A 20194-nucleotide genomic window follows, 5' to 3' on the forward strand; every position below is an offset into this window, starting at 1 on the left:
GGAGCCCTTGATGTCCTCTTTTAACGAAATGATCCAAAACATTACACCCGATATCTACCAGAGCCTGAAACTGGCGGTGGAAATCGGTAAATGGTCCGACGGTGGCAAACTCACCGCCGAACAACGCGAACTGTCGCTGCAAGCGATGATCGCCTGGGAAATCCAGAACCTGCCCGAAGACCAGCGCACCGGTTACATGGGCGTGCAGGAGTGCGGTTCCAAGTCGATCACCGTGCCGAACATCCTGTTCAAGTCGGATGCCGTCCATTGATCGAGATTGGCCGCGGTGCAATCAGCAAAATGTCGGCGCGCCTTGACGGGTCGAACGTGCAGTACGCGTTTCGTCTGGATGACGTCGAGGTCCCGGTCAATCCATTGATCGGCACCACGGTGCGTCTGGAATACCTGGGGGCGATTCACTGCTCCCATTGCGGACGCAAGACTAAAACCAGTTTCAGCCAGGGTTATTGCTACCCGTGCATGACCAAACTGGCCCAGTGCGACCTCTGCATCATGAGTCCGGAGCGCTGCCACTATGAGGCTGGCACCTGCCGAGAGCCGGAGTGGGGCGAGAAGTTCTGCATGACCGATCACATCGTGTATTTGTCCAACTCTTCGGGGGTGAAGGTCGGGATTACCCGCGCCACTCAACTGCCTACCCGTTGGATCGATCAGGGCGCCCGTCAGGCGTTGCCGATCATGCGCGTTTCGACCCGTCAGCAATCGGGCTTCGTCGAAGATCTGTTCCGCAGTCAGGTGGCAGACAAAACCAACTGGCGTGCTTTACTCAAGGGCGACGCGGTGTCGGTGAATCTGGCCGAGGTTCGCGATCAGCTGTTCGACAGCTGCGCCGAAGGTCTGCAAGGTTTGCAGGAACGATTTGGCCTACAGGCAATCCAGACTATTGCCGATGTAGAAACGCTCGAGATCCGCTATCCGATCGAGCAATACCCGGCGAAGATAGTCAGCTTCAACCTGGACAAGAACCCGATTGCCGAAGGCACGCTGCTAGGGATCAAGGGTCAATACCTGATCTTCGACACCGGCGTGATCAACATTCGTAAATACACGGCCTATCAGCTCGCCGTGCATCAGTAAGGACTCCAGCATGCGCACCGAACAACCGAAGATGATCTACCTGAAAGACTATCAGGCGCCTGAGTACCTGATCGACGAGACGCACCTGACCTTCGAGTTGTTCGAGGACCACAGCCTGGTCCATGCGCAACTGGTGATGCGCCGCAATCCTGAACGTGGCCCGGGCCTGCCGCCACTGGTGCTGGATGGCCAGCAGCTTGAATTGCTGTCGGTCACCCTGGCCGACAGCGAGTTGACCGCCACCGACTATCAGTTGACGGACAACCATCTGACCCTGCACCCGACCAGCACCACCTTCACGGTCGACACCAGCGTCAAGATCCACCCGGAAACCAACACCGCGCTGGAAGGCCTGTACAAATCCGGCACGATGTTCTGCACCCAGTGCGAGGCTGAAGGCTTCCGCAAGATCACCTATTACCTCGACCGTCCGGACGTGATGAGCACGTTCACCACCACGGTCGTCGCCGAGCAGCACAGCTATCCAGTGCTGCTGTCCAACGGCAACCCGATTGCCTCAGGTCCCGGCGAAGACGGCCGGCACTGGGCGACCTGGGAAGATCCGTTCAAGAAACCTGCCTACCTGTTCGCGCTGGTGGCCGGTGATTTGTGGTGCGTCGAAGACACCTTCACCACCATGACTGATCGCTCCGTGGCGCTGCGCATTTATGTTGAGCCGGAAAACATCGACAAGTGCCAGCACGCCATGAACAGTCTGAAGAAGTCCATGCGCTGGGACGAAGAGGTCTACGGTCGCGAGTACGACCTGGACATCTTTATGATTGTCGCGGTCAACGACTTCAACATGGGCGCCATGGAGAACAAGGGCCTCAACATCTTCAACTCCAGCGCCGTGCTGGCCCGCGCCGAAACCGCCACCGACGCCGCGCACCAGCGGGTCGAGGCGATCGTTGCGCACGAGTACTTCCATAACTGGTCGGGCAACCGCGTGACCTGCCGCGACTGGTTTCAGTTGTCGCTCAAGGAAGGCTTCACCGTGTTCCGCGATTCCGGTTTCTCCGCCGACATGAACTCGGCCACCGTCAAACGCATCCAGGACGTGGCGTACCTGCGGACCCACCAGTTCGCCGAAGACGCAGGTCCCATGGCCCACGCTGTGCGCCCGGACAGCTTCATCGAGATTTCCAACTTCTACACCCTGACCGTGTACGAAAAGGGTTCGGAAGTGGTCGGCATGATCCACACCTTGCTCGGCGCCGAAGGCTTCCGTAAAGGCAGCGACCTGTACTTCGAGCGCCATGACGGCCAAGCCGTGACCTGTGACGACTTCATCAAGGCCATGGAAGAGGCCAACGGTGTCGACTTGACCCAGTTTAAACGCTGGTACAGCCAGGCCGGCACACCGCGCTTGGCGGTCAGCGAGTCCTACGACGCAGCGGCGAAAACCTACAGCCTGACCTTCCGTCAAAGCTGCCCGGCCACCCCGGACAAGGTTGAAAAGCTGCCATTCGTGATTCCGGTTGAGTTGGGCCTGCTTGACTCGAAAGGCGCGCCCATTGCGTTGCGTCTTTCCGGTGAAGCCAACGCTCAGGGCACCTCACGGGTTATTTCGGTGACTGAAGCCGAGCAGACGTTCACCTTCATCGACATCGCTGAACCACCATTGCCTTCGTTGCTGCGTGGCTTCTCGGCGCCGGTGAAACTGAGCTTCCCCTACAACCGCGATCAGCTGATGTTCCTGATGCAGCACGACAGCGACGGCTTCAACCGTTGGGATGCTGGCCAGCAACTGTCGGTGCAGGTCCTGCAAGAGTTGATCGCCCAACAGCAGAAGGGCGAAAAACTGGTGCTCGATCAGCGCTTGATTTCTGCCTTGCGCACCGTGCTGTCTGACCAGACGCTGGACCAGGCCATGGTCGCGGAAATGCTCTCGCTGCCGGGCGAGGCGTATCTGACCGAGATTAGCGACGTGGCTGACGTTGACGCCATCCACATCGCTCGCGAGTTTGCTCGTAAACAATTGGCTGAGGGATTGTTCGAAGCGCTGTGGCTGCGTTATCAAGCCAATCGCGATCTCTCGAAGAAAACCCCGTATGTGGCCGAGGCCGAACACTTCGCTCGTCGCGCGTTGCAGAATATCGCGCTGTCGTACCTGATGCTCAGCGGTAAACCGGAAGTGTTGGCGGCGACGCTGGAGCAATTCGAAACGAGCGACAACATGACCGAGCGCCTGACGGCGTTGGCGGTGCTGGTGAATTCGTCGTTCGACGAAGAGAAGGCTACTGCACTGGCGAGTTTTGCCGAGCACTTCAAGGACAACCCGCTGGTCATGGATCAGTGGTTCAGTGTTCAGGCGGGCAGTGTGTTGCCCGGTGGTCTGGAGCGGGTCAAGGCGTTGATGCAGCATCCGGCGTTCAACATCAAGAACCCGAATAAGGTGCGGGCACTGGTCGGTGCGTTTGCCGGGCAGAACCTGATCAACTTCCATGCGGCTGACGGGTCCGGGTATCGGTTCCTGGCGGATCTGGTGATCGAGTTGAACGGGTTTAATCCGCAGATTGCCTCTCGCCAATTGGCGCCGCTGACTCGCTGGCGCAAGTATGACGATGCGCGTCAGGCGTTGATGAAAGGTGAGCTGGAGCGGATTCGTGCTTCGGGTCAGCTGTCGAGCGATGTGTTTGAAGTGGTCAGCAAAAGCCTGGCCTGAGTTTGGTTTCGCTCTCACAGGGGGCACTTGGATTCCTGTGAGAGCGAGCTTGCTCGCGATATCCCGCTGTCGACCCAAGCGCTAGGGCACAACGCCTAATGCGAAGTACCTTCGGCAAACTCGATCTTGTTGCCAACGTTGTACTTGCCAGAAGGTTTGTTCATCGGGATGCGTTTGATCTCCTTGAGGGTGTTGCTGTCGTAAACGATCAGTGCACCGTCGGTGGCCCAGATGCTCAGCAGCAGGTAACGACCGTCGCGAGTGAACTCGACGTGAGCGGCGGTCTTGCCAGGCATCGGGCGCAAGGTATGGGCGATCTCCAGGGTCTGTTTGTCGATCAGGTGGATCGCATCGTTGTCGGGCCCGAAGAACACGTCGGTCCAGGCATACCGTGAGTTGACGTGACTGCGCATGAAGAAACCCGGCCCCAGGGTCGGAATTTCCTTGATCAGTTTCCAGGTCTTGAAGTCGATGACCGAGATTAACCCCTTGCTGATGTTCGGCGTGGCGAACACCCACTCACCGTTACGTTTCCAATAGGTCCCCGACCCCAAATGCGGCATCCCCGGCAGCGGGATGTCGGTGACTACCTTGCCGCTGTCGAGGTCGATCACCTGACCGCCCTGGGCCTTGCGCGAGGTGGCCAACAGCTGTCTGTAGTCCGGTGAAAAGGAGAAATCGTCGAGAACATCCCCGGCAGGGATCCGTCGTGGTTGGAAATCCGGTGTGCCGGCCCAGGACAGTTCCCAGACTTCCTTCACGTCCTTGAGCGCCACGATAAAGCTTTCGCGCGGCGGGGCGGAGTAGACCGCGCTGACCCGTGACGCGGTGCCGTCCTGACCGATCGTGGGAATGGTTTTGACCAGCGACAGATCGCGGGCATCGAGCACCACCAGGTTGCCGGGCAAATAGTTGCCCACCAGCACCCAGCGTCCATCCTTGCTTACCGCTAGGTTGCGGGTATTGAGCCCAGCGCGGACCTCGGCGATCAGTTTCAGGTTGTGCAAGTCATACAGGCTGATCCAGCCGTCACGGGAGGCGAAGTAGACGAAGCGCCCGTCCGGCGAGAATTTTGGCCCGCCATGCACGGCAAAGTGCGACGCAAACCGCGCCAGCACCTCAAAGCGGTCACCGTCGAGGATGTCGATGTGATGGTCGCCGGCTTCCACCACCACGAACAGGTTCAGCGGGTCGGCGCCATGCTGGGGCGTGGCGGGTAGTTTGCTGAGATCCGCGAGTATCGAGTGACTGCCGAGAATGTCGTCATTGCTCCAGGTGGGCGGGGTGGCGGGCGGTTGTTGAAGGTAGTCCACCAGCGCGTCGATCTGCGCGGGGCTGAACACGTTGGCATAGCCGGCCATCTGGCTCGCGGGGCGGCCGTTCTGAATCACGCGGCGAATTTCATCCGGTTTGATTCGGCTGAGACTCTCCGGCAACAACGCCGGCCCCGCACCGCCGAGACGGTTAATGCCGTGACAGCTCTGACAATGCTGCTGATAGTTTTGCGCGGCCTGTTCAAGTGCCGCGCCCGAGAGTGGAACCGCTGCGCCAGCATGGGCCACACTGACCCATAACACCTGGGCAAGGACCCTGCGCCTCATATCGCCACCTTGGCGTGGCGTTGCAGTGCTTGAGCCGGGTAAAGCCGCGCCGGGTATTCCAGTTGTTCTGCGGCAAACAGATCGACCACTGTGCCGATCACCGTCAGTGTCGGAATGCCCGGTGGACAATCCAGCGCAAGGGTCGGCAATTGGTGCAGCTTGCCACGGGCGACGTGCTGGTCGGGACGCGTGCCGTTGCTGATCAGCGCCGCCGGTGTATCAGCCGACATCCCGGCTTCGATCAAGCGTTGAGCGATGATTCCCAGGTTCGACAACCCCATGTAAAACACCAACGTCTGGCTACTGTCGGCGAGGCTGCTCCAGGGCAGTGATAACTCACCATCACGTTGCAAATGGCCGGTAATGAATCGGCAGGAATTGACCAGGTCGCGGTGGGTCAACGGTATGCCCGCGTAAGCGCTGCAGCCGGAAGCGGCGGTAATGCCCGGCACGACCTGGCAGTCAACACCGCGTTGTAGCAGGTACTCCAGTTCCTCGGCGCCACGGCCAAAGATAAACGGGTCGCCGCCCTTGAGCCGGACCACGCGCTGCCCTTGATCGGCGAGGTCGGCAAGCAGTTCGTTGATCTGTTGCTGGGGCAGGCTGTGGCAGCCGCTGGCCTTGCCGACGTAATGCCGGGCGCAGGTGAGGGGGATCAACGTCAGCAGCTCGGGGCTGATCAGCCGGTCATAGACCACGGCGTCGGCCTGCATCAACAGGCTCCAGGCACGCAGGGTCAGCAGGCGTGGATCGCCGGGGCCAGCGCCGACCAGGGCAACTTCGCCCGGTCTGAACGGGGACTGAAGAGTGGCCGGTATAGCAATCGATGGAGGCATGGGACGTCCTTGGTGCTTCATCAGGTTGGCCGGCCCCAGCCTCTGTCAGGTGGGTGGCCGGACGGGCTATTCAGTGGGTGATGCAAGGAATGGTCGTTGACGGCGGCATACCGATTTCTTCATCGCTGAGGTGGCAGCCGGGGTCCTGGCCCCACAGATCACCCTCGGCCCAGGCGCGTGTGCGGGTATTGCCGTTGCAGATGTGCAACCAGCGGCATTGCGCGCAGCGGCCGCCGACGGCGCGGGGATGCTCACGCAGGCGCAACAGCAGGGCATCCGGCTGGTCCAGCCACAGCGTGCGGAAGGGTGTGCGCCGGACATTGCCCACCGAGTGCTGCCACCAGTAGGTGTCCGGGTGCACTTCGCCGGTGTTGTCGATATTGGCAATGCCGCTGCCGGACGCGTTGCCGCCCCAGGCGCGGAGCATGTTTTCCAGCTGGGGGTAATGCTCGGGAAGACGAAGGCCGGCCCATTGCAGCAGGAGAATGGCGTCGGCATCGTTGTTGCCGCTGACAAAATCGCTGTCGCAGCCCTGTTGGATGTCGTTCCAGGCGTGTTCGAAGATCAGTGTCATGGCCTCGCGGCTCATCTGCTGTTGCGCGTCGAGTTTGCGACTGCGTTTGCCGCGACCGCTGTAGTTGAGGTGCGACAGGTAAAACTTTTGCACGTCGTACTCGCGCATCAGCGTCAGTAACTGAGGCAGCTGCGGATGGTTCTCCTGGGTCAGGGTGGTGCGCAGGCCGACGCGGATGCCCTGTTCGCGACAGAGCCGGATCGCCCGCATGGAACGGGCGAAGCTGCCCTTGAGTTGGCGGAAGGCGTCATGGGTGGCTTCCAGGCCATCGATGCTGATCCCGACGTAGTCGAAATTCGCCGCGCTGATCTGCGCGATGTTCTGCTCATTAATCAGCGTGCCGTTGGTGGACAAGGCCACAAAGAAACCCTTGGCTCGGGCGTAGGCACTGAGCACAAACAGATCCTCGCGCAGCAGCGGTTCGCCACCCGAAAGGATCAATACCTTCACCCCGGCATCGTGCAGGTCGTCGATCACAGTCAGCGCGGCGGCCGTATCCAGTTCGTCGCGAAAGACGCTGTCGGCGGAGGTGGCGTAGCAATGTTTGCAGGTCAGGTTGCAGCGTCTGAGCAGGTTCCATATCACCACCGGCGGTCGGTTACTGCCCGGTGGACTGGTTCTGGGCGCAGGCGCGTGGCCGGCCAGCGCACGCAGGTATTGGCTGATCCTCAACATGCAACTCTCCTTGAGTCAGGGTGTGTTCAGCGCGACGCGGGCGGCAAGCGCAAGCCGGTTTTTTTCAGGATGCGGCTGCTCACCAGCATCTCGTCGGCGGCACAGGCGTCGCCCAGCAAGTAGCGCAGGTGCTCGCGGTAGCTGTTGATTTCATCGCTGCTGCGGCCATGAACCATGGCGAACAGGTTGTAACGCCAGTCGGTTCGGCGCGGGCGGCGATAACAGTGGCTGACGAAGGGTTGCGCGCCGATCAGCGCACCGAGGCGCGGCATGTCGGTGTCGCACACATCCCAGACCGTCATGCCGTTGTGGCGATAGCCCAATCGGTAGTGGTTGGGCACGGCGGCGATACGCCGAATCGCGCCCTCGGCCTGCAATCGCTTAAGCAGATCCAGGGTGGATTCGATACTCAGTTCCAGCTGTTCGGCGAGCCACGCCCACGGGTCGTCCAGCAGTGGCAGACCGGTCTGGGTCAACGCGATCAGCCGCTGGGCGAGGGTGTCTTCAGACCGGGAAATACAGACCGACATGGTAGGTCTCCTCTTTGGGTAGATTGAGCAGCGGCAGGCCGGTCAGGGTTTCGATGCGCTGCAGCGTCTCGGCGATGGCGTGTTCGGTTGCGCAGCCGAGCACGAACCACATGTTCCAGGCGTGTTCGCGTCGGTAGTTGTGCGCCACTTCCGGCATGGCATGCAGTTGCTCGGCGACGTCGTCGAAACGTTCTTCCGGCACCGCCAGTGCGGCGAGGGTGAAGGCACCGCCCAGCCGTTCGATGTCGAACATCGGGCCGAAGCGTGTGAGCACGCCGTCATCGAGCAAGGCATGCAGTCGGTCGAGCAGTTCAGTGCTGCTGCTCTCCAGTTCGACAGCCAATGCCTGCCAGGGGTGGCGCACCAGCGGTAGGCCCAATTGCAAGCGGCTGATCAGACGACGGTCGAGGTCATCCATGGGTCGGTGCGCCTGTTCGCGAGGGCGCAAAGCGTCCGCCGCACTGCTTGAAGACTTGGGTGCTGAACAGCAGTTGATGGGGCAGGTCGCTCAGCAGATGGTCCTCCAGCAACGCGTGGATCTGCGCTTCAACCTCATCACGTTGACGCCCGTGCACCATGCAAAACAGGTTGTAGCGCCACTGCGGCAAGCGTCGGGGCCGCTGATAGCAAAGGTTAATGCCGGGCTCTTGCCCCAGGCGCTGGCCGACTTCGTCGATCAGCGCATTGGGAATATCCAGCACCAGCATGGCGTTGGCGGTAAAGCCCAGCGCGCGATGGTGCAGCACCAGGCCAACGCGACGAAACAGCCCTTGCTCGCTCCACTGACGCATTTGTTCAAGCACCCGGGCTTCGTCAGTGTTTATCCGTTCGGCGAGGGCCTGATACGGGCGCGATACCAGCGGCAACCCGCCTTCGAGGTGCCGGCGCAGCGCCAGCGTTTGTTTGGGGTTCAATCCAGTTGTCATGAGTGTTCTCCCAGGGCAAAGCCCAGGTCGATGCGGTAGGCGGTCAACATCGGCAGGTCCAGCGGCATGAGGCCGGTATCGTTCTCCAACTCTTTGAGCACACGGTCGATGTGTTGGCGATCAGGGCCGGTCAACACAAACCACAGGTTGTAGAAATGCTCCCGTGCGTAGTTGTGATTGACCTCGGGGTACTGACTGACGCGATCGGCAACCTGTAGCAGGCGTTCGGCGGGCACGGCGAGGGCTGCGAGGGTGCTGGCCCCGGCGCGACTGTGTTCGAACACCGGGCCGATCCGTGAAAGGGTGCCGGCCTGATCCATTTCTTCCAGGCAGGCCATGACTTGCGATTCGCGGCAACCGAGAATCCGCGCCATCTCCTTGTACGGTGCCGGGCACAGCGGCATGCCGTGCTGGAAGCGGTCGATAAGTTGGCGACTGAGCAGCTCAAGGTTCATTTCAATACCCCATTTTCTGCGCGCGACTGCTGAAGAAGATGCCGCTCGGCGCGTTGGCGGGCAGGGTGCTCAGCAGCTTCAGGCGGTACGGATCCCAGACTTGAACCTGATCGCCGTCGCGTAACGACAGCCACAGTTGGTCACCGCGTGCGGTGAATTCCATGTGCAGCACCGCCGGCCCCGGCTTCAGATCCGCGACCACAGCGTAGGTTTCGGTGTCGATGACCTGAACCCGATCATTGTCCGGGTAGGCGAAATTGACCCATAGCTGCCGACCGTCCGGGCGCGACGTGACGAACACCGGTTGACCGGCGACCGGGATCACAGCGGTCTGCTGCCAGGTGCGTGAATCCATCACCAACACTTGATGACGGCCAACGGCGGGGACGAAGGCCTGATTATCGGCAACGGCCCAGCCTTCCAGGTGCGGCATCTTGTAGACGGGCAGTTTCGCCTGGCCGCGTCCGTAATCGCCGAGCACCCGCTGCACACCGCGCTCTGGATGCCAGAGGTCGAGTTGGGCCATGCCGTCTTCACCGAACAAGCCGGCCATGTAGTAGCGCCCATCGGGGGTAATCAGGGCGTCGTAGGGTTGCTGGCCGATGCCGGTGAAGCGGCTGATTTGTGGTGTGCTGCCCTGACTGAAATCGGCGGTCCAGATCTCGCCGGTATCGAACAGGCTGAAGACAAAACGTTGCCCGGGCGCGTCGACCAGGCCGACCACCCGGGAGCGCTTGCTGCCATCGGTCAGGGGCGTGGCCGGAATATCGGCCACCAGCTGCAGGGTTTCGGCATCGAACACCTTGACCCCCCCGGGCACGTAGTTGGAGACCGCGATCAACTTGCCGTCCTGACTGATGGCGCCGCCAATGCTGTTGCCGCCCTGGATCACACGATGGTCGATACGCCGGGTCAGCAAATCGATTTTGCTCAACCCGCCGTCGCGTCCGAACACATAGGCATAGCGCTGGTCGCGCGCGAACACCACCGAGGCATGGGACAGGTCGCCGAAACCTTCGAGCCGGGCGAGCGCGGTGTGGGTGTCGCTTTCGATGATCTGAACGCTACCGGTGGCGCGCTCCACCACCACGCCCAGATCGCCGGTGCCTCGCAACGGTGGCTGAACGCAAGCGGACAACAACAGCCCGGTCGCCGCTGACAGCAGGATTGAACGGATCATGGTGCGGGATATCCCTGGAGAAGAAGATCGACCAGCCCCCGGATGTCGCCGGGGCTGAGCAACGGGGCCCAACCGGGCATCGCGGTGCCGGGCCGACCTTGGGTGACGGTGGCAATCAGGCTGTCCCTGGACTTGCCGGCCAGCGCTGCGCGCGTCAGTTCGGGACCCAGTCCGCCGGTCAGGTGCAGCCCATGGCAGGCGCCGCAGTCCTGGGTCAGCAAGTGTTCGAGTTGTGCCTGACGCTGGGCGTCCGGCGCCGCAACCGCGGTTGCGCAAATGAGGAGGAGGGCCGCCAGAATCACAGCGTGTCGATAAACCATCATGACGCCCTCCAGGCGGTTATTTGAGTGTCAGGACCCAGGTCGCGAGAATTTTTGCTTCTTCATCCGTTACCGGGTTGGCCGGCATTGGCATCGGCCCCCAATTACCTTGTGTGCCGTTCTTGATGCGGCCAGCCAGGGTGTCCACGGCCCCGGGTACGCCAGCGTTCTTGGCCGCGACATCCTTGAGTGCAGGGCCGACGACCTTGGCGTCGATGGAATGGCAGGCGGCGCAGGGTTTGCTCTTGAACAACGCCAGCCCGTCCTCGGCCATGGCCGGCTGCACGCTCAGCGCAGCGGTCAGGGCGAACAGTGAAAACAGAGTATTTTTCATGGTGGTTCCTTGCATTGATGGAGCTCAATAGATGTCGTGTTGGGTGTTGTAGACGTTGAACTTCCCGGTGGGTGTGATCAGTCGTTTGTCCTTGATGACTGACTTGAGCTTCAGTGTTTTGTCGTCGATCACCACCAGCGCCGACTCGTCTGCCTGGCCGCTCCAGACGGAGAACCAGACTTCATCGCCGGCCTTGTTGTATTCCGGTTGCACGACACGCATGGCGCCTTGCTTGATGCCCGCGTATTCAGCGATGGGCAGCACGGTGTAGCCGGCGTCGAGCTTGTCGAGGTTGAACACCGCCACCGACTGACTCAGCTTGGTGTCAGGGTTGAGGGTGGTGTCGACGTACAGGTGACGGGATTTTGGGTGGGTTTTGATGAACAGCGAACCGCCGCCCTGGCCCTTGAGTGAGGCGACCTGTTTCCAGGCGTATTGCGGGTGTTTGGTCGGGTCGGTGCCGATCAACGAGATGCCGTCATCACCCAGGTGGCTGGTGGCCCAAACCGGTCCGTACGTCGGGTGGTTGAAGTTGGCGCCGCGGCCCGGGTGCGGGGTTTTGCCGACGTCCACCAGCGCGGTCAATTTGCGCTCCTTGGAGTCGATCACGGCGACCTTGTTGGAGTTGTTGGCGGCGGTCATGAAGTAGCGGTGCGTGCTGTCCCAACCACCGTCATGCAGAAAGGGCGCGGCATCGATGTAGGTGACGGTGAGGTTTTTGATGTCCTGGTAATTGACCAACATGACCTTGCCGGTTTCTTTGACGTTGACGATGAACTCCGGCCATTCGTGGGAGGCGATGATCGCCGCGACCCGGGGTTCCGGGTGATATTCCTGTTTGTCGACGGTCATGCCGCGGGTCGAAACGATCTGCTTGGGCTCCAGGGTTTCACCATCCATGATGGTGAATTGCGGCGGCCAATAAGAACCGGCGATGGTGTATTTGTCTTCGTAGCCCTTGAACTTGGAGGTCTCGACCGAACGCGCCTCGATGCCCACTTTGACTTCGGCGACCTTGGTCGGCTCGACTGGCCACAGGTCGATCATGTCGATCCGGGCGTCTCGACCAATCACCAGCAGGTAGCGACCCGAAGCTGATATGCGCGAGATGTGCACCGCGTAACCGGTCTCGATGAGTTTGACGATCTTCTTGCTGTCACCGTCGATCAGGGCGATCTTGCCGTCATCGCGCAGCGTCACCGAAAACAGGTTCGGCAGGTTAAGTTTGCTCAGCTGCTTCTTCGGACGATCCTCGGGTTTGACCAACACTTTCCAGGTCTTCAGCGTCTCGGCCATGCCCCATTCCGGCGGCGTTGGCGGCGCGTGCTGAATGAACTTGGCCATTGACGTTATCTGGTCCTTGGTCAGTGCATTGGACGTCCCCCAATTCGGCATGCCCGCCGGCGACCCGTAGGTAATCAAGGCCTCCAGAAACGGTTGTCCGCGGTTCTGGGTAATGTCCGGTGTCAGCGGTTTGCCGGTGGCGCCTTTGCGCAGAACGCCATGGCAGCCTGCGCAGCGCTGGAAGTAGATTTCCTTTGATGAGTCGAACTCGCCCTGGCTCATGTCGGGAGCACCAGCGGTTTTGACCATGGGCGGGGAGGCCGCAGCAGCGGCGGGCTCCTCGGCGCTGGCGGCATGACTCACCGCCAGGGCCAGTGCCGAACACAGCGTGGTAAGGGTCAGAGCAAACGTTTTTCTATTGCTGATCAGCATTCCATTTCTCCTCAGGCAAGACCTTTGCGATGTGCTGAAACGGCAGCGCAGAACGCAGGTTCTTAGTGCCGTGCAAGGCTATGCCCGAGCAGGCCAATGCTCGCTTGACGACGATCAAGTTTGCCGGTCATGTCACTTGCCAGGTTGTCGCAGGGGCCCGTAGCGTGTTGCTTGAATCCGCGTTTGGAACAGGCAGCCCATGGACCGTATCCAGTCTTGCGAACACAAGGTCGAACCCTTCTACCAACCGCTCAATAATGAGGAGGCGCTGTTCGAGCAAGCCTGGCGACACGGCATGCCGGTGCTGATCAAAGGCCCTACGGGATGTGGCAAAACCCGTTTTGTCCAGCACATGGCCCATCGGCTGAAACTGCCGCTGTACACCGTGGCTTGCCACGATGATTTGAGCGCGGCCGACCTGATCGGTCGCCATCTGATCGGTGCCCAAGGCACCTGGTGGCAGGACGGACCGCTGACCCGCGCGGTGCGTGAAGGCGGCATCTGTTACCTCGACGAAGTGGTCGAGGCACGCCAGGACACTGTGGTGGTGCTGCATCCCCTGGCCGATGACCGTCGCGAGTTGTTCCTGGAGCGCACCGGCGAAGTGCTGAACGCGCCGCCGTCATTCATGCTCGTGGTGTCTTACAACCCCGGCTACCAGAACCTGCTTAAAGGTATGAAGCCCAGCACCCGACAACGCTTCGTGGCGATGCGCTTCGGCTATCCGCCAGTGGCCGATGAGGAACGCATCGTTGCCCGGGAGGCTCAGGTGGACAACGCGCTGGCGGCGCAAGTGGTCCGGCTGGGCCAGGCGCTGCGGCGGCTCGATCAACATGATCTGGAGGAGGTCGCCTCAACGCGACTGCTGATTTTCACGGCGCGTATGATTCGCTCCGGCATGAACCCGCGTGAGGCCTGCATGGCTTGTCTGGCCGAGCCGCTGAGCGATGATCCGCTGACCGTTGCCGCGCTGATGGACGTGGTTGATGTCCACTTCGGCTGAGTCCACGGGCCTCTCGCGTCGCCACTTGCCGGGCGATCTGGCGATGTGGTTTTTCATTCTGGCCGAGCTGTCGGTGTTCGCCATCCTGATCCTGACGTTTGCCGTAACCCAGGCACTCAAGCCGCAGATGTTCAGTGAAAGCCGTCTATTGCTGAATACCTCAACCGGGTTGGTGATGACCCTGAGCCTGCTCACCGCGGGGCTGTTCGCCGCGCTGGCGCAGGAGCACGTCAGGCGCTCACGGTCCCGGCGCGGCGCCGTCTTCCTGCTCATGGCCTTGCTCGCCGCCAGTGTCTACGTGGTGCTGAAGCTTACGGAATACCGGCACTTGCTGGCCTCGGGACTGGGCATGGAGCACAACACGTTTTTCACCCTCTACTGGATCCTTACCGGGTTTCATTTTCTCCACGTCTTGCTCGGCATGGTCATTCTCGGATGGCTGGCCGAACGCTGTCGCCGTGGCCTGTACGACGCCAACACGCGCAGTGGATTTGAATCCGGCGTGCTCTATTGGCACATGGTCGATCTGATCTGGGTCATGCTTTTCCCGCGGGTCTATGTGCTGAGTTGACGAGGTTCTCATGTCTGTTTCCAGGTTTTTGCTCGTCTGTTGGGCCGCGCTCGCGACGTTAAGCGTCTGCACCGTGGTGCTGGCGCAGGCCGGGGCGACGTGGTTGCTGTCAATTGCCATCTTGCTGGTGGCGGTCGGCAAGGCGTGGCTGATCACCGACGGCTTCATGGAGATGCGCCACGCACCGCGCCTGTGGCGCAGCTTGATGTTGAGCTGGGCGCTGGTGTTGGCGGCCGTGGTGGGGCTGACATTGGTGTCGTTCCGCTGAAGGAATACAGTCTGTAAAACACCGTAACTCCAATGTGGGAGCGAGCTTGGTCCGGGCGGCGATCCGACGATGGGGCCATAACATTCAACATCTTCGTTGACTGTCAGACCGCTATCGTCGGAACGCCGCCCGGAGCAAGCTCGCTCCCACATTGGATCTTCGTCAGCCATACGATCTATACCCGACCATAACCATCTGGCTTTCTTGATCGCCATCAAGCAGGTTTCAACCCTTCGCTTCCTATCATGGACACGCCTAGCAAAGAGGAAGCGACCATGTCAGACACCTTCACCAAAGGCATGGCCAGGAATATTTACTTTGGGGGAAGCATCTTCTTCTTCCTGATATTCCTGGCTTTGACCTATCACACGGAACAGACCTTTCCAGAGCGCAGCAATGAAGCGCTGTTAACCGAATCAGTGGAGCGGGGCAAGTTGGTCTGGGAGCAAAACAACTGCATCGGCTGCCACACGTTGTTGGGTGAGGGCGCCTACTTCGCGCCTGAGCTGGGCAACGTGTTCCAGCGGCGCGGCGGGGAGGCGGGCTTCAAACCCTTCCTGCATGCCTGGATGAAAATGCAGCCACTGGGCGTGCCGGGCAGGCGCGCGATGCCTCAGTTTAAATTGAGTGACCAGGAGGTGGATGACATCGCCGAGTTCCTCAAATGGAGCTCGAAAATCAACACCAATGGCTGGCCGCCAAACAAGGAGGGCTAAGCGATGAGCATTGCTAATCCGCATCTGAAATTCGCCTCGCAAGCCGTGGCCAAACCGTACTTCGTGTTTGCCCTGATCCTGTTTCTCGGTCAGATACTGTTCGGTTTGATCATGGGCCTGCAATACGTGATCGGAGACTTTCTCTTCCCGATCATCCCCTTCAACGTGGCGCGGATGGTGCACACCAACCTGCTGATCGTCTGGATATTGTTCGGCTTCATGGGGGCTGCCTACTACCTGATTCCGGAAGAGGCCGACCGCGAATTGCACAGTCCGAAGCTGGCGATCATCCTGTTCTGGGTGTTCGCCGCCGCGGGTGTGCTGACGATTCTCGGTTATCTGCTGGTGCCGTATGCCGGCCTGGCGAAGCTGACCCACAACGAGCTGCTGCCGACCATGGGTCGAGAGTTCCTCGAACAGCCGACCATTTCCAAGATGGGCATTGTGGTGGTCTGCCTGGGCTTCCTCTACAACATCGGCATGACCCTGCTCAAAGGGCGCAAGACCACCGTCAGCATGGTGATGATGACCGGGTTGATCGGGCTTGCGGTGTTCTTCCTGTTCTCCTTCTACAACCCCGGCAACCTCGCCCGCGACAAATTCTACTGGTGGTGGGTGGTGCATCTTTGGGTAGAAGGCGTGTGGGAACTGATCATGGGGTCGATGCTGGCCTTTGTGCTGATCAAGATCACCGGTGTAGACCGGGAGGTCGTGGAAAAATGGCTCTACGTGATCATCGCCATGGCGCTGATAACGGGGATCATCGGTACCGGTCACCACTTCTTCTGGATCGGTGCGCCTGAGGTCTGGTTGTGGGTCGGTTCGATCTTCTCGGCACTCGAGCCGCTACCCTTCCTGGCGATGGTGATATTCGCCTTCAGCATGGTCAAGAACCGCCGCAGGGACCACCCGAACCGCGCGGCCACGCTGTGGGCCAAGGGCACCACGGTAACTGCCTTCTTCGGCGCCGGCGTCTGGGGTTTCCTGCACACCCTGGCTCCGGTCAACTTCTACACCCATGGTTCGCAACTGACGGCGGCGCACGGTCACCTGGCCTTCTACGGTGCTTACGCGATGATCGTGATGACCTTGATCAGCTACGCCATGCCGAAACTGCGCGGGCTCGGCGAGGCAGCGGACGAGCGTTCGCAGCAACTCGAGATCTGGGGTTTCTGGCTGATGACTCTGTCGATGGTGATGATCACGCTGTTACTCACCGCTGCCGGTGTCGTGCAGATCTACCTGCAACGCTGGCCGGTGGATGGCGTCGCGTTACCGTTCATGGCCACTGTCGATCATTTGCAAGTGCTGTTCTGGGCTCGTCTGGGCGCCGGTCTCGGTTTCTTCGCAGGGCTGCTCTGCTACCTGTTCAGCTTCAAGCGACGGGTGCCAGTGGGGATCACTGCGACTGCCGCCTCCGCTGTTCGTTCGTGAGTCAATAACATCCCGGAGGAGGACGGCCCGGCTGGTACAGCGGGCCGTCTCACATTGGTTTTCAGAGGGGAAAAACCATGGCCTTTACCGTCGAACTGGAAGAGTGGGTTGGCAGTGTCTGGCATCGCTTCATCACCCGTCGCGCCAGCCCGGACTTTCCCGAGGCCCGCGTCGAACTGATCAACCAGCAGCGACCGCTGGCGCTGTTATTTCGCGCCATGGGCGGCGCCAGTGGCATCGGTGTCGAAGCCGCCAGCGACCGCGATCTGTTGCTGCGGCGCAACGTGCTGCAGCAGATCGCCGGCACCTGCAAACAAGTGCCGTTGGCGTGGTGTGACGAGAATAACCTTCGCCTGCCGTCGAGCCTCGCGGTGTACCCGGATGCTGCGTTGAATCAAGAGCTGTATCGCTGGCTCGCGCTGCTGGCGGCCCAGGCCGGGCAGATGCGCCACTGGGGGCGAGATAATCAACGCTGGACACAAATCCTTTTGCAACGTTACCCGGCGTTGCGTTCGCGCTACGAACGGCTGGTCGATGCTCATCTGCAATTGCGCCCGGATCCCGCCTCGTTGAAGGGCGGCGAAGCGGCGCTGGAGCGGGCGTTGCGCCAGGCACTGTGCGATCCCGGCAGTGTCGAACATTTTCCCCGCAGCGAACGGGCGGCCTGGCCGCTGCCGCTGTGGTTGTATCCGCCGCTGCACCTCGCAAGCCCCCAGGCGGGGGATCTCGAAGAATCGCAAGACTCGGAAGATCATCTGGCCACCCCTCCCGGCGAACAGAAAAGCGGACGCAAGCGCGCCACGCGGATCGATGAAAGCACCAGCAAAGGAGGGCTGCTGGTAGTGCGTCTGGAAAACCTCTTCAGTTGGAGCGAACACGTCGATCTTGATCGCTGGTCGGACGACAGCGAAGACCCGGACGCCGCCAGGGTCGCCGACGACCTGGACGAATTGACGCTGTCGCGCACCCGTCTGCGCAAGGGCGGCGGTCTCAAGCTGCACCTGGATTTGCCGCCCGCCGATGTCGACGATATTCCCCTGGGCGAGGGCATCAAGTTGCCGGAGTGGGACTATCGCAAGCAGCAGATGCAGGACGCCTTCGTCAATCTGCAAATGATGGTGCCCCGCGATTGTGAGGCGCAGCCACTGCCGCCACGGCTGAAGGCATCGGCGCACCGTCTGCGCCGCCAGTTCGAGCATTTGCGCAATGACCGTCAATGGTTACGCCAGCAACCTCAAGGGTCTGAACTGGACATGCAGGCCTGGCTGGATTTTCACGTTGAACGTGAGCATGGCCAATGTGCCGAACGAGGTTTGTTCATGGAACAACGGCAGACACGCCGCGACCTGGCGTGCCTGTTGCTGGCCGACGTGTCGATGTCCACCGACGCCCACTTGAACGATGAGCACCGGGTGATTGATGTGATTCGCGACAGCTTGCTGCTGTTCGGCGAAACCCTGTCGGTGCTGGGCGATGATTTCGCCCTGTACGGGTTTTCCTCGCTGCGTCGTCAGCAAGTGCGCATGCAGGAACTCAAGTCGTTCACGCAACGTTATGACGACAACACCCGAGGTCGCGTTCAAGGGCTCAAACCGGGTTATTACACACGCATGGGCGCCGCCATTCGCCAGGCCACCCAACTGTTGGGCAAGAGCAAACGACGCAGCAAACTGTTGCTGCTGCTGACGGATGGCAAACCGAATGATCTGGATCTGTATGAGGGACGCTACGGTGTTGAAGATACCCGCGAGGCGGTGCTGGAGGCGCGGCGTCAGGGGTTGACGCCGTTCTGTATCACGATTGATCGCGAAGCCGGGGATTACCTGCCGTACATGTTCGGCGCCAATGGCTACACCTTGATCCGCCAGCCCGAGCAATTACCCCTGCGCTTGCCGCAGTTGTATCGCCAGTTGACCCAGCCTTGAGCCAGGAACTGAGAAACGCAGCATCAACTGATGCTGCGTGGCAGCCAGAAAAACATCGTCACGCAGAAGAGTGTCAAACCGATGCAGAACCCCATGAATCGGCGCAGTCGACGCTGCGCCGCGTGCGCGGCCAATGCCGGCAGGGGCATGCCGCATTGGCGGCACTCGGTTTCCTGTGAGGGGTTGGCGTGTTGGCAATACAAACAGACGGGCATGGCACTCACTCGAACTGTTCCAGGCGCAGACGATCGAGAATGGCAATCTGACGACCGTCCTGCGTGATGATGTTTTCATCGATCAGGCGACGGATGATCCGCGAAAAGGTTTCCGGCTGGATCGACAGATGCCCGGCAATCAGTTGCTTGGCCATTGGCAGTTCGAATTGGCTGTCAACGGTTTGCTGGCGCACCAGCTGCGTCAGCAGATAACGCACGACCCGGTGGGTGGCGTTTTTCAGTGACAGGGTTTCGATTTCGTTGACCCGTTGATGCAGGCGAACGCAGAGCTTGCCGAGCAGCGCAAAAGTCAGCCGGCTATTGCTCTGCAGGAGGCGCATGTAGGTGTTGTTGGATAACCGGTAGAGCTGAGTGGGGCAGATCGCCTCGGCCGAGGCCACATAGTTCGGGGTGTCCATCAGCATCATCGCCTCGGCGAAGGTTTGCCGATCGCTGATCACCTCAAACACTTTCTCCTGCCCATCCGGTGTCAGTCGATAGATTTTCACCGCGCCGGCAATCACGAAATAGAACGAGTCTGCCGGCTCACCCTGGCGGAACAACGGCTCGCCTTTGTCGATGCTCAGCAAGTGGCTGGTACTCATCAATTCATCCAGCTGTTCTTCGTTTAACGGCTCGAACAAATGATGACTGCGCAGAATCTGGTGATGGACGCGATGAAGCACCATAAGAATTCATCCTGAAGGTTGAGGAGGGGGCGACTATCAAGTCAAACAAGGCCTAGAGAGACGCCGCTGGCCAACGCCAGGACCGAGGTCAGCACCACAAACCAGGCCAGTGGCTGGATGACTTTTTTCATGACGACTCCTGAGGATCGAGAGGGATCAAGGTTTCTTTGATTCCCGTAGCTTGAGCAAAACGCGGGCCATGCCTGGAAGTCCTTGTTTAGTGGGGTTGTCAAACAGAAGGGTAAAAAAGACCATGAGCGTTAGGGTACAAATGACCATTAAATGGTCATTTGTACCCTGAATAGATGGCTCCTGTGGGGAAGGAAAGCCTGCCCCGGCACTGAGCGGCAGCGGGGCACGCCCCTTGCACACTTGATCTGCGACAAAGGCAATTGATCGCTGATACCCGATGATTGCCCCCGGACTTACCTCGGCGCTTGCGGGTTAGCGCCAGGTCAGC

Annotated in this window: 22 protein-coding genes; 9 read left to right on the top strand and 13 right to left on the bottom strand. The window is 60.4% G+C overall.

The features are described from left to right. Nucleotides 1-10: 10 nt before the first annotated feature. From ACYZTU_RS13815 to pepN, 3 genes are read left to right on the top strand one after another with little or no spacing between them, the layout of a single operon-like run. Nucleotides 11-271 carry a YeaC family protein gene (locus tag ACYZTU_RS13815; RefSeq protein ID WP_449644620.1) on the top strand — a complete coding sequence of 87 codons (261 nt, stop codon included), beginning with the start codon at nucleotides 11-13 and terminating at the stop codon, nucleotides 269-271. Beyond that, nucleotides 268-1098 carry a DUF2797 domain-containing protein gene (locus ACYZTU_RS13820; protein ID WP_461970892.1) on the top strand — a complete coding sequence of 277 codons (831 nt, stop codon included), beginning with the start codon at nucleotides 268-270 and terminating at the stop codon, nucleotides 1096-1098. Before ACYZTU_RS13815 ends, ACYZTU_RS13820 begins: the two co-directional genes overlap by 4 nt. A gap of 10 nt (nucleotides 1099-1108) precedes the next feature. Further along, a complete protein-coding gene (gene pepN / locus ACYZTU_RS13825) occupies nucleotides 1109-3766 on the top strand; it encodes an aminopeptidase N (RefSeq protein WP_461970894.1) in 2658 nt (885 codons plus the stop codon). A gap of 95 nt (nucleotides 3767-3861) precedes the next feature. Here pepN and ACYZTU_RS13830 read toward each other — a convergent pair whose 3' ends face one another. The 11 genes from ACYZTU_RS13830 to ACYZTU_RS13880 form a co-directional block, all read right to left on the bottom strand. Then, on the bottom strand, nucleotides 3862-5367 hold the full coding sequence (locus tag ACYZTU_RS13830) for a cytochrome D1 domain-containing protein (protein WP_461970896.1): 1506 nt from the start codon (nucleotides 5365-5367) through the stop codon (nucleotides 3862-3864). Continuing rightward, on the bottom strand, nucleotides 5364-6203 hold the full coding sequence (cobA, locus tag ACYZTU_RS13835; RefSeq protein WP_461970898.1) for a uroporphyrinogen-III C-methyltransferase: 840 nt from the start codon (nucleotides 6201-6203) through the stop codon (nucleotides 5364-5366). Before cobA ends, ACYZTU_RS13830 begins: the two co-directional genes overlap by 4 nt. A gap of 70 nt (nucleotides 6204-6273) precedes the next feature. Continuing rightward, the gene (nirJ, locus tag ACYZTU_RS13840; RefSeq protein ID WP_461970900.1) at nucleotides 6274-7452 is read right to left on the bottom strand and encodes a heme d1 biosynthesis radical SAM protein NirJ; all 1179 of its coding nucleotides are present in this window, start codon (nucleotides 7450-7452) and stop codon (nucleotides 6274-6276) included. 26 nt (nucleotides 7453-7478) lie between these two features. Beyond that, the gene (ahbB, locus tag ACYZTU_RS13845) at nucleotides 7479-7982 is read right to left on the bottom strand and encodes a siroheme decarboxylase subunit beta (protein WP_461970902.1); all 504 of its coding nucleotides are present in this window, start codon (nucleotides 7980-7982) and stop codon (nucleotides 7479-7481) included. Beyond that, nucleotides 7957-8400 (bottom strand): Lrp/AsnC family transcriptional regulator, encoded by a 444-nt coding sequence (locus tag ACYZTU_RS13850; RefSeq protein WP_461970904.1) that lies wholly within the window; start codon nucleotides 8398-8400, stop codon nucleotides 7957-7959. The genes ahbB (ACYZTU_RS13845) and ACYZTU_RS13850 overlap by 26 nt, the downstream gene beginning before the upstream one ends. Further along, nucleotides 8393-8908 (bottom strand): siroheme decarboxylase subunit beta, encoded by a 516-nt coding sequence (ahbB, locus tag ACYZTU_RS13855; RefSeq protein ID WP_461970906.1) that lies wholly within the window; start codon nucleotides 8906-8908, stop codon nucleotides 8393-8395. The genes ACYZTU_RS13850 and ahbB (ACYZTU_RS13855) overlap by 8 nt, the downstream gene beginning before the upstream one ends. Next, nucleotides 8905-9363, bottom strand: a complete 459-nt coding sequence (locus tag ACYZTU_RS13860) for an Lrp/AsnC family transcriptional regulator (protein ID WP_461970908.1) — start codon at nucleotides 9361-9363, stop codon at nucleotides 8905-8907. Before ACYZTU_RS13860 ends, ahbB (ACYZTU_RS13855) begins: the two co-directional genes overlap by 4 nt. 1 nt (nucleotide 9364) lies before the next feature. Next, nucleotides 9365-10543, bottom strand: coding sequence for a cytochrome D1 domain-containing protein (locus tag ACYZTU_RS13865; RefSeq protein WP_461970910.1), 1179 nt, complete (start codon nucleotides 10541-10543; stop codon nucleotides 9365-9367). Then, nucleotides 10540-10866: a c-type cytochrome gene (locus tag ACYZTU_RS13870; protein WP_461970912.1), complete on the bottom strand. Its 327-nt coding sequence runs from the start codon at nucleotides 10864-10866 to the stop codon at nucleotides 10540-10542. Before ACYZTU_RS13870 ends, ACYZTU_RS13865 begins: the two co-directional genes overlap by 4 nt. Before the next feature lie 16 nt (nucleotides 10867-10882). Then, a complete protein-coding gene (locus tag ACYZTU_RS13875; RefSeq protein ID WP_282383221.1) occupies nucleotides 10883-11197 on the bottom strand; it encodes a c-type cytochrome in 315 nt (104 codons plus the stop codon). A gap of 24 nt (nucleotides 11198-11221) precedes the next feature. Then, on the bottom strand, nucleotides 11222-12913 hold the full coding sequence (locus ACYZTU_RS13880; RefSeq protein ID WP_461970914.1) for a cytochrome D1 domain-containing protein: 1692 nt from the start codon (nucleotides 12911-12913) through the stop codon (nucleotides 11222-11224). A 199-nt stretch (nucleotides 12914-13112) separates the two neighbouring features. Here ACYZTU_RS13880 and ACYZTU_RS13885 point away from each other — a divergent pair, with 199 nt between their 5' ends. The 6 genes from ACYZTU_RS13885 (at nucleotide 13113) to ACYZTU_RS13910 (ending at nucleotide 18830) form a co-directional block, all read left to right on the top strand. Further along, complete coding sequence (locus ACYZTU_RS13885; RefSeq protein ID WP_461970916.1) at nucleotides 13113-13916, top strand: AAA family ATPase; 804 nt, start codon at nucleotides 13113-13115, stop codon at nucleotides 13914-13916. After that, nucleotides 13900-14487 (top strand): cytochrome c oxidase subunit 3 family protein, encoded by a 588-nt coding sequence (locus ACYZTU_RS13890; protein ID WP_461970918.1) that lies wholly within the window; start codon nucleotides 13900-13902, stop codon nucleotides 14485-14487. The genes ACYZTU_RS13885 and ACYZTU_RS13890 overlap by 17 nt, the downstream gene beginning before the upstream one ends. Before the next feature lie 10 nt (nucleotides 14488-14497). Beyond that, entirely contained in the window at nucleotides 14498-14755 is a 258-nt protein-coding gene (locus ACYZTU_RS13895) for a cytochrome C oxidase subunit IV family protein (protein WP_461970920.1), read from the top strand. A gap of 275 nt (nucleotides 14756-15030) precedes the next feature. Beyond that, complete coding sequence (locus ACYZTU_RS13900) at nucleotides 15031-15471, top strand: c-type cytochrome (RefSeq protein ID WP_008156283.1); 441 nt, start codon at nucleotides 15031-15033, stop codon at nucleotides 15469-15471. Between the two features lie 3 nt (nucleotides 15472-15474). Further along, complete coding sequence (locus ACYZTU_RS13905) at nucleotides 15475-16905, top strand: cbb3-type cytochrome c oxidase subunit I (RefSeq protein ID WP_282381564.1); 1431 nt, start codon at nucleotides 15475-15477, stop codon at nucleotides 16903-16905. Between the two features lie 77 nt (nucleotides 16906-16982). Continuing rightward, entirely contained in the window at nucleotides 16983-18830 is a 1848-nt protein-coding gene (locus tag ACYZTU_RS13910) for a nitric oxide reductase activation protein NorD (protein WP_461970922.1), read from the top strand. Between the two features lie 23 nt (nucleotides 18831-18853). Here ACYZTU_RS13910 and ACYZTU_RS13915 read toward each other — a convergent pair whose 3' ends face one another. Both ACYZTU_RS13915 and ACYZTU_RS13920 read right to left on the bottom strand, forming a co-directional pair. Continuing rightward, nucleotides 18854-19054 carry a protein DnrP gene (locus tag ACYZTU_RS13915; protein ID WP_461970924.1) on the bottom strand — a complete coding sequence of 67 codons (201 nt, stop codon included), beginning with the start codon at nucleotides 19052-19054 and terminating at the stop codon, nucleotides 18854-18856. Then, entirely contained in the window at nucleotides 19051-19734 is a 684-nt protein-coding gene (locus ACYZTU_RS13920; RefSeq protein WP_283184266.1) for a Crp/Fnr family transcriptional regulator, read from the bottom strand. The genes ACYZTU_RS13915 and ACYZTU_RS13920 overlap by 4 nt, the downstream gene beginning before the upstream one ends. Nucleotides 19735-20194: the final 460 nt, after the last annotated feature.

Source organism: Pseudomonas sp. HLT2-19-2, assembly GCF_054898005.1.

What these genes read in the sequence shown, in the direction of transcription:
- ACYZTU_RS13815 (WP_449644620.1), top strand. Translation starts at nt 11, where the DNA reads ATGTCCTCTTTTAACGAAATGATCCAAAACATTACACCCGATATCTAC.
- pepN (WP_461970894.1), top strand. Translation starts at nt 1,109, where the DNA reads ATGCGCACCGAACAACCGAAGATGATCTACCTGAAAGACTATCAGGCG.
- ACYZTU_RS13830 (WP_461970896.1), bottom strand. Translation starts at nt 5,367, where the DNA reads ATGAGGCGCAGGGTCCTTGCCCAGGTGTTATGGGTCAGTGTGGCCCAT.
- cobA (WP_461970898.1), bottom strand. Translation starts at nt 6,203, where the DNA reads ATGCCTCCATCGATTGCTATACCGGCCACTCTTCAGTCCCCGTTCAGA.
- nirJ (WP_461970900.1), bottom strand. Translation starts at nt 7,452, where the DNA reads ATGTTGAGGATCAGCCAATACCTGCGTGCGCTGGCCGGCCACGCGCCT.
- ahbB (WP_461970902.1), bottom strand. Translation starts at nt 7,982, where the DNA reads ATGTCGGTCTGTATTTCCCGGTCTGAAGACACCCTCGCCCAGCGGCTG.
- ACYZTU_RS13850 (WP_461970904.1), bottom strand. Translation starts at nt 8,400, where the DNA reads ATGGATGACCTCGACCGTCGTCTGATCAGCCGCTTGCAATTGGGCCTA.
- ahbB (WP_461970906.1), bottom strand. Translation starts at nt 8,908, where the DNA reads ATGACAACTGGATTGAACCCCAAACAAACGCTGGCGCTGCGCCGGCAC.
- ACYZTU_RS13860 (WP_461970908.1), bottom strand. Translation starts at nt 9,363, where the DNA reads ATGAACCTTGAGCTGCTCAGTCGCCAACTTATCGACCGCTTCCAGCAC.
- ACYZTU_RS13865 (WP_461970910.1), bottom strand. Translation starts at nt 10,543, where the DNA reads ATGATCCGTTCAATCCTGCTGTCAGCGGCGACCGGGCTGTTGTTGTCC.
- ACYZTU_RS13870 (WP_461970912.1), bottom strand. Translation starts at nt 10,866, where the DNA reads ATGATGGTTTATCGACACGCTGTGATTCTGGCGGCCCTCCTCCTCATT.
- ACYZTU_RS13875 (WP_282383221.1), bottom strand. Translation starts at nt 11,197, where the DNA reads ATGAAAAATACTCTGTTTTCACTGTTCGCCCTGACCGCTGCGCTGAGC.
- ACYZTU_RS13880 (WP_461970914.1), bottom strand. Translation starts at nt 12,913, where the DNA reads ATGCTGATCAGCAATAGAAAAACGTTTGCTCTGACCCTTACCACGCTG.
- ACYZTU_RS13885 (WP_461970916.1), top strand. Translation starts at nt 13,113, where the DNA reads ATGGACCGTATCCAGTCTTGCGAACACAAGGTCGAACCCTTCTACCAA.
- ACYZTU_RS13890 (WP_461970918.1), top strand. Translation starts at nt 13,900, where the DNA reads ATGTCCACTTCGGCTGAGTCCACGGGCCTCTCGCGTCGCCACTTGCCG.
- ACYZTU_RS13895 (WP_461970920.1), top strand. Translation starts at nt 14,498, where the DNA reads ATGTCTGTTTCCAGGTTTTTGCTCGTCTGTTGGGCCGCGCTCGCGACG.
- ACYZTU_RS13900 (WP_008156283.1), top strand. Translation starts at nt 15,031, where the DNA reads ATGTCAGACACCTTCACCAAAGGCATGGCCAGGAATATTTACTTTGGG.
- ACYZTU_RS13905 (WP_282381564.1), top strand. Translation starts at nt 15,475, where the DNA reads ATGAGCATTGCTAATCCGCATCTGAAATTCGCCTCGCAAGCCGTGGCC.
- ACYZTU_RS13910 (WP_461970922.1), top strand. Translation starts at nt 16,983, where the DNA reads ATGGCCTTTACCGTCGAACTGGAAGAGTGGGTTGGCAGTGTCTGGCAT.
- ACYZTU_RS13920 (WP_283184266.1), bottom strand. Translation starts at nt 19,734, where the DNA reads ATGGTGCTTCATCGCGTCCATCACCAGATTCTGCGCAGTCATCATTTG.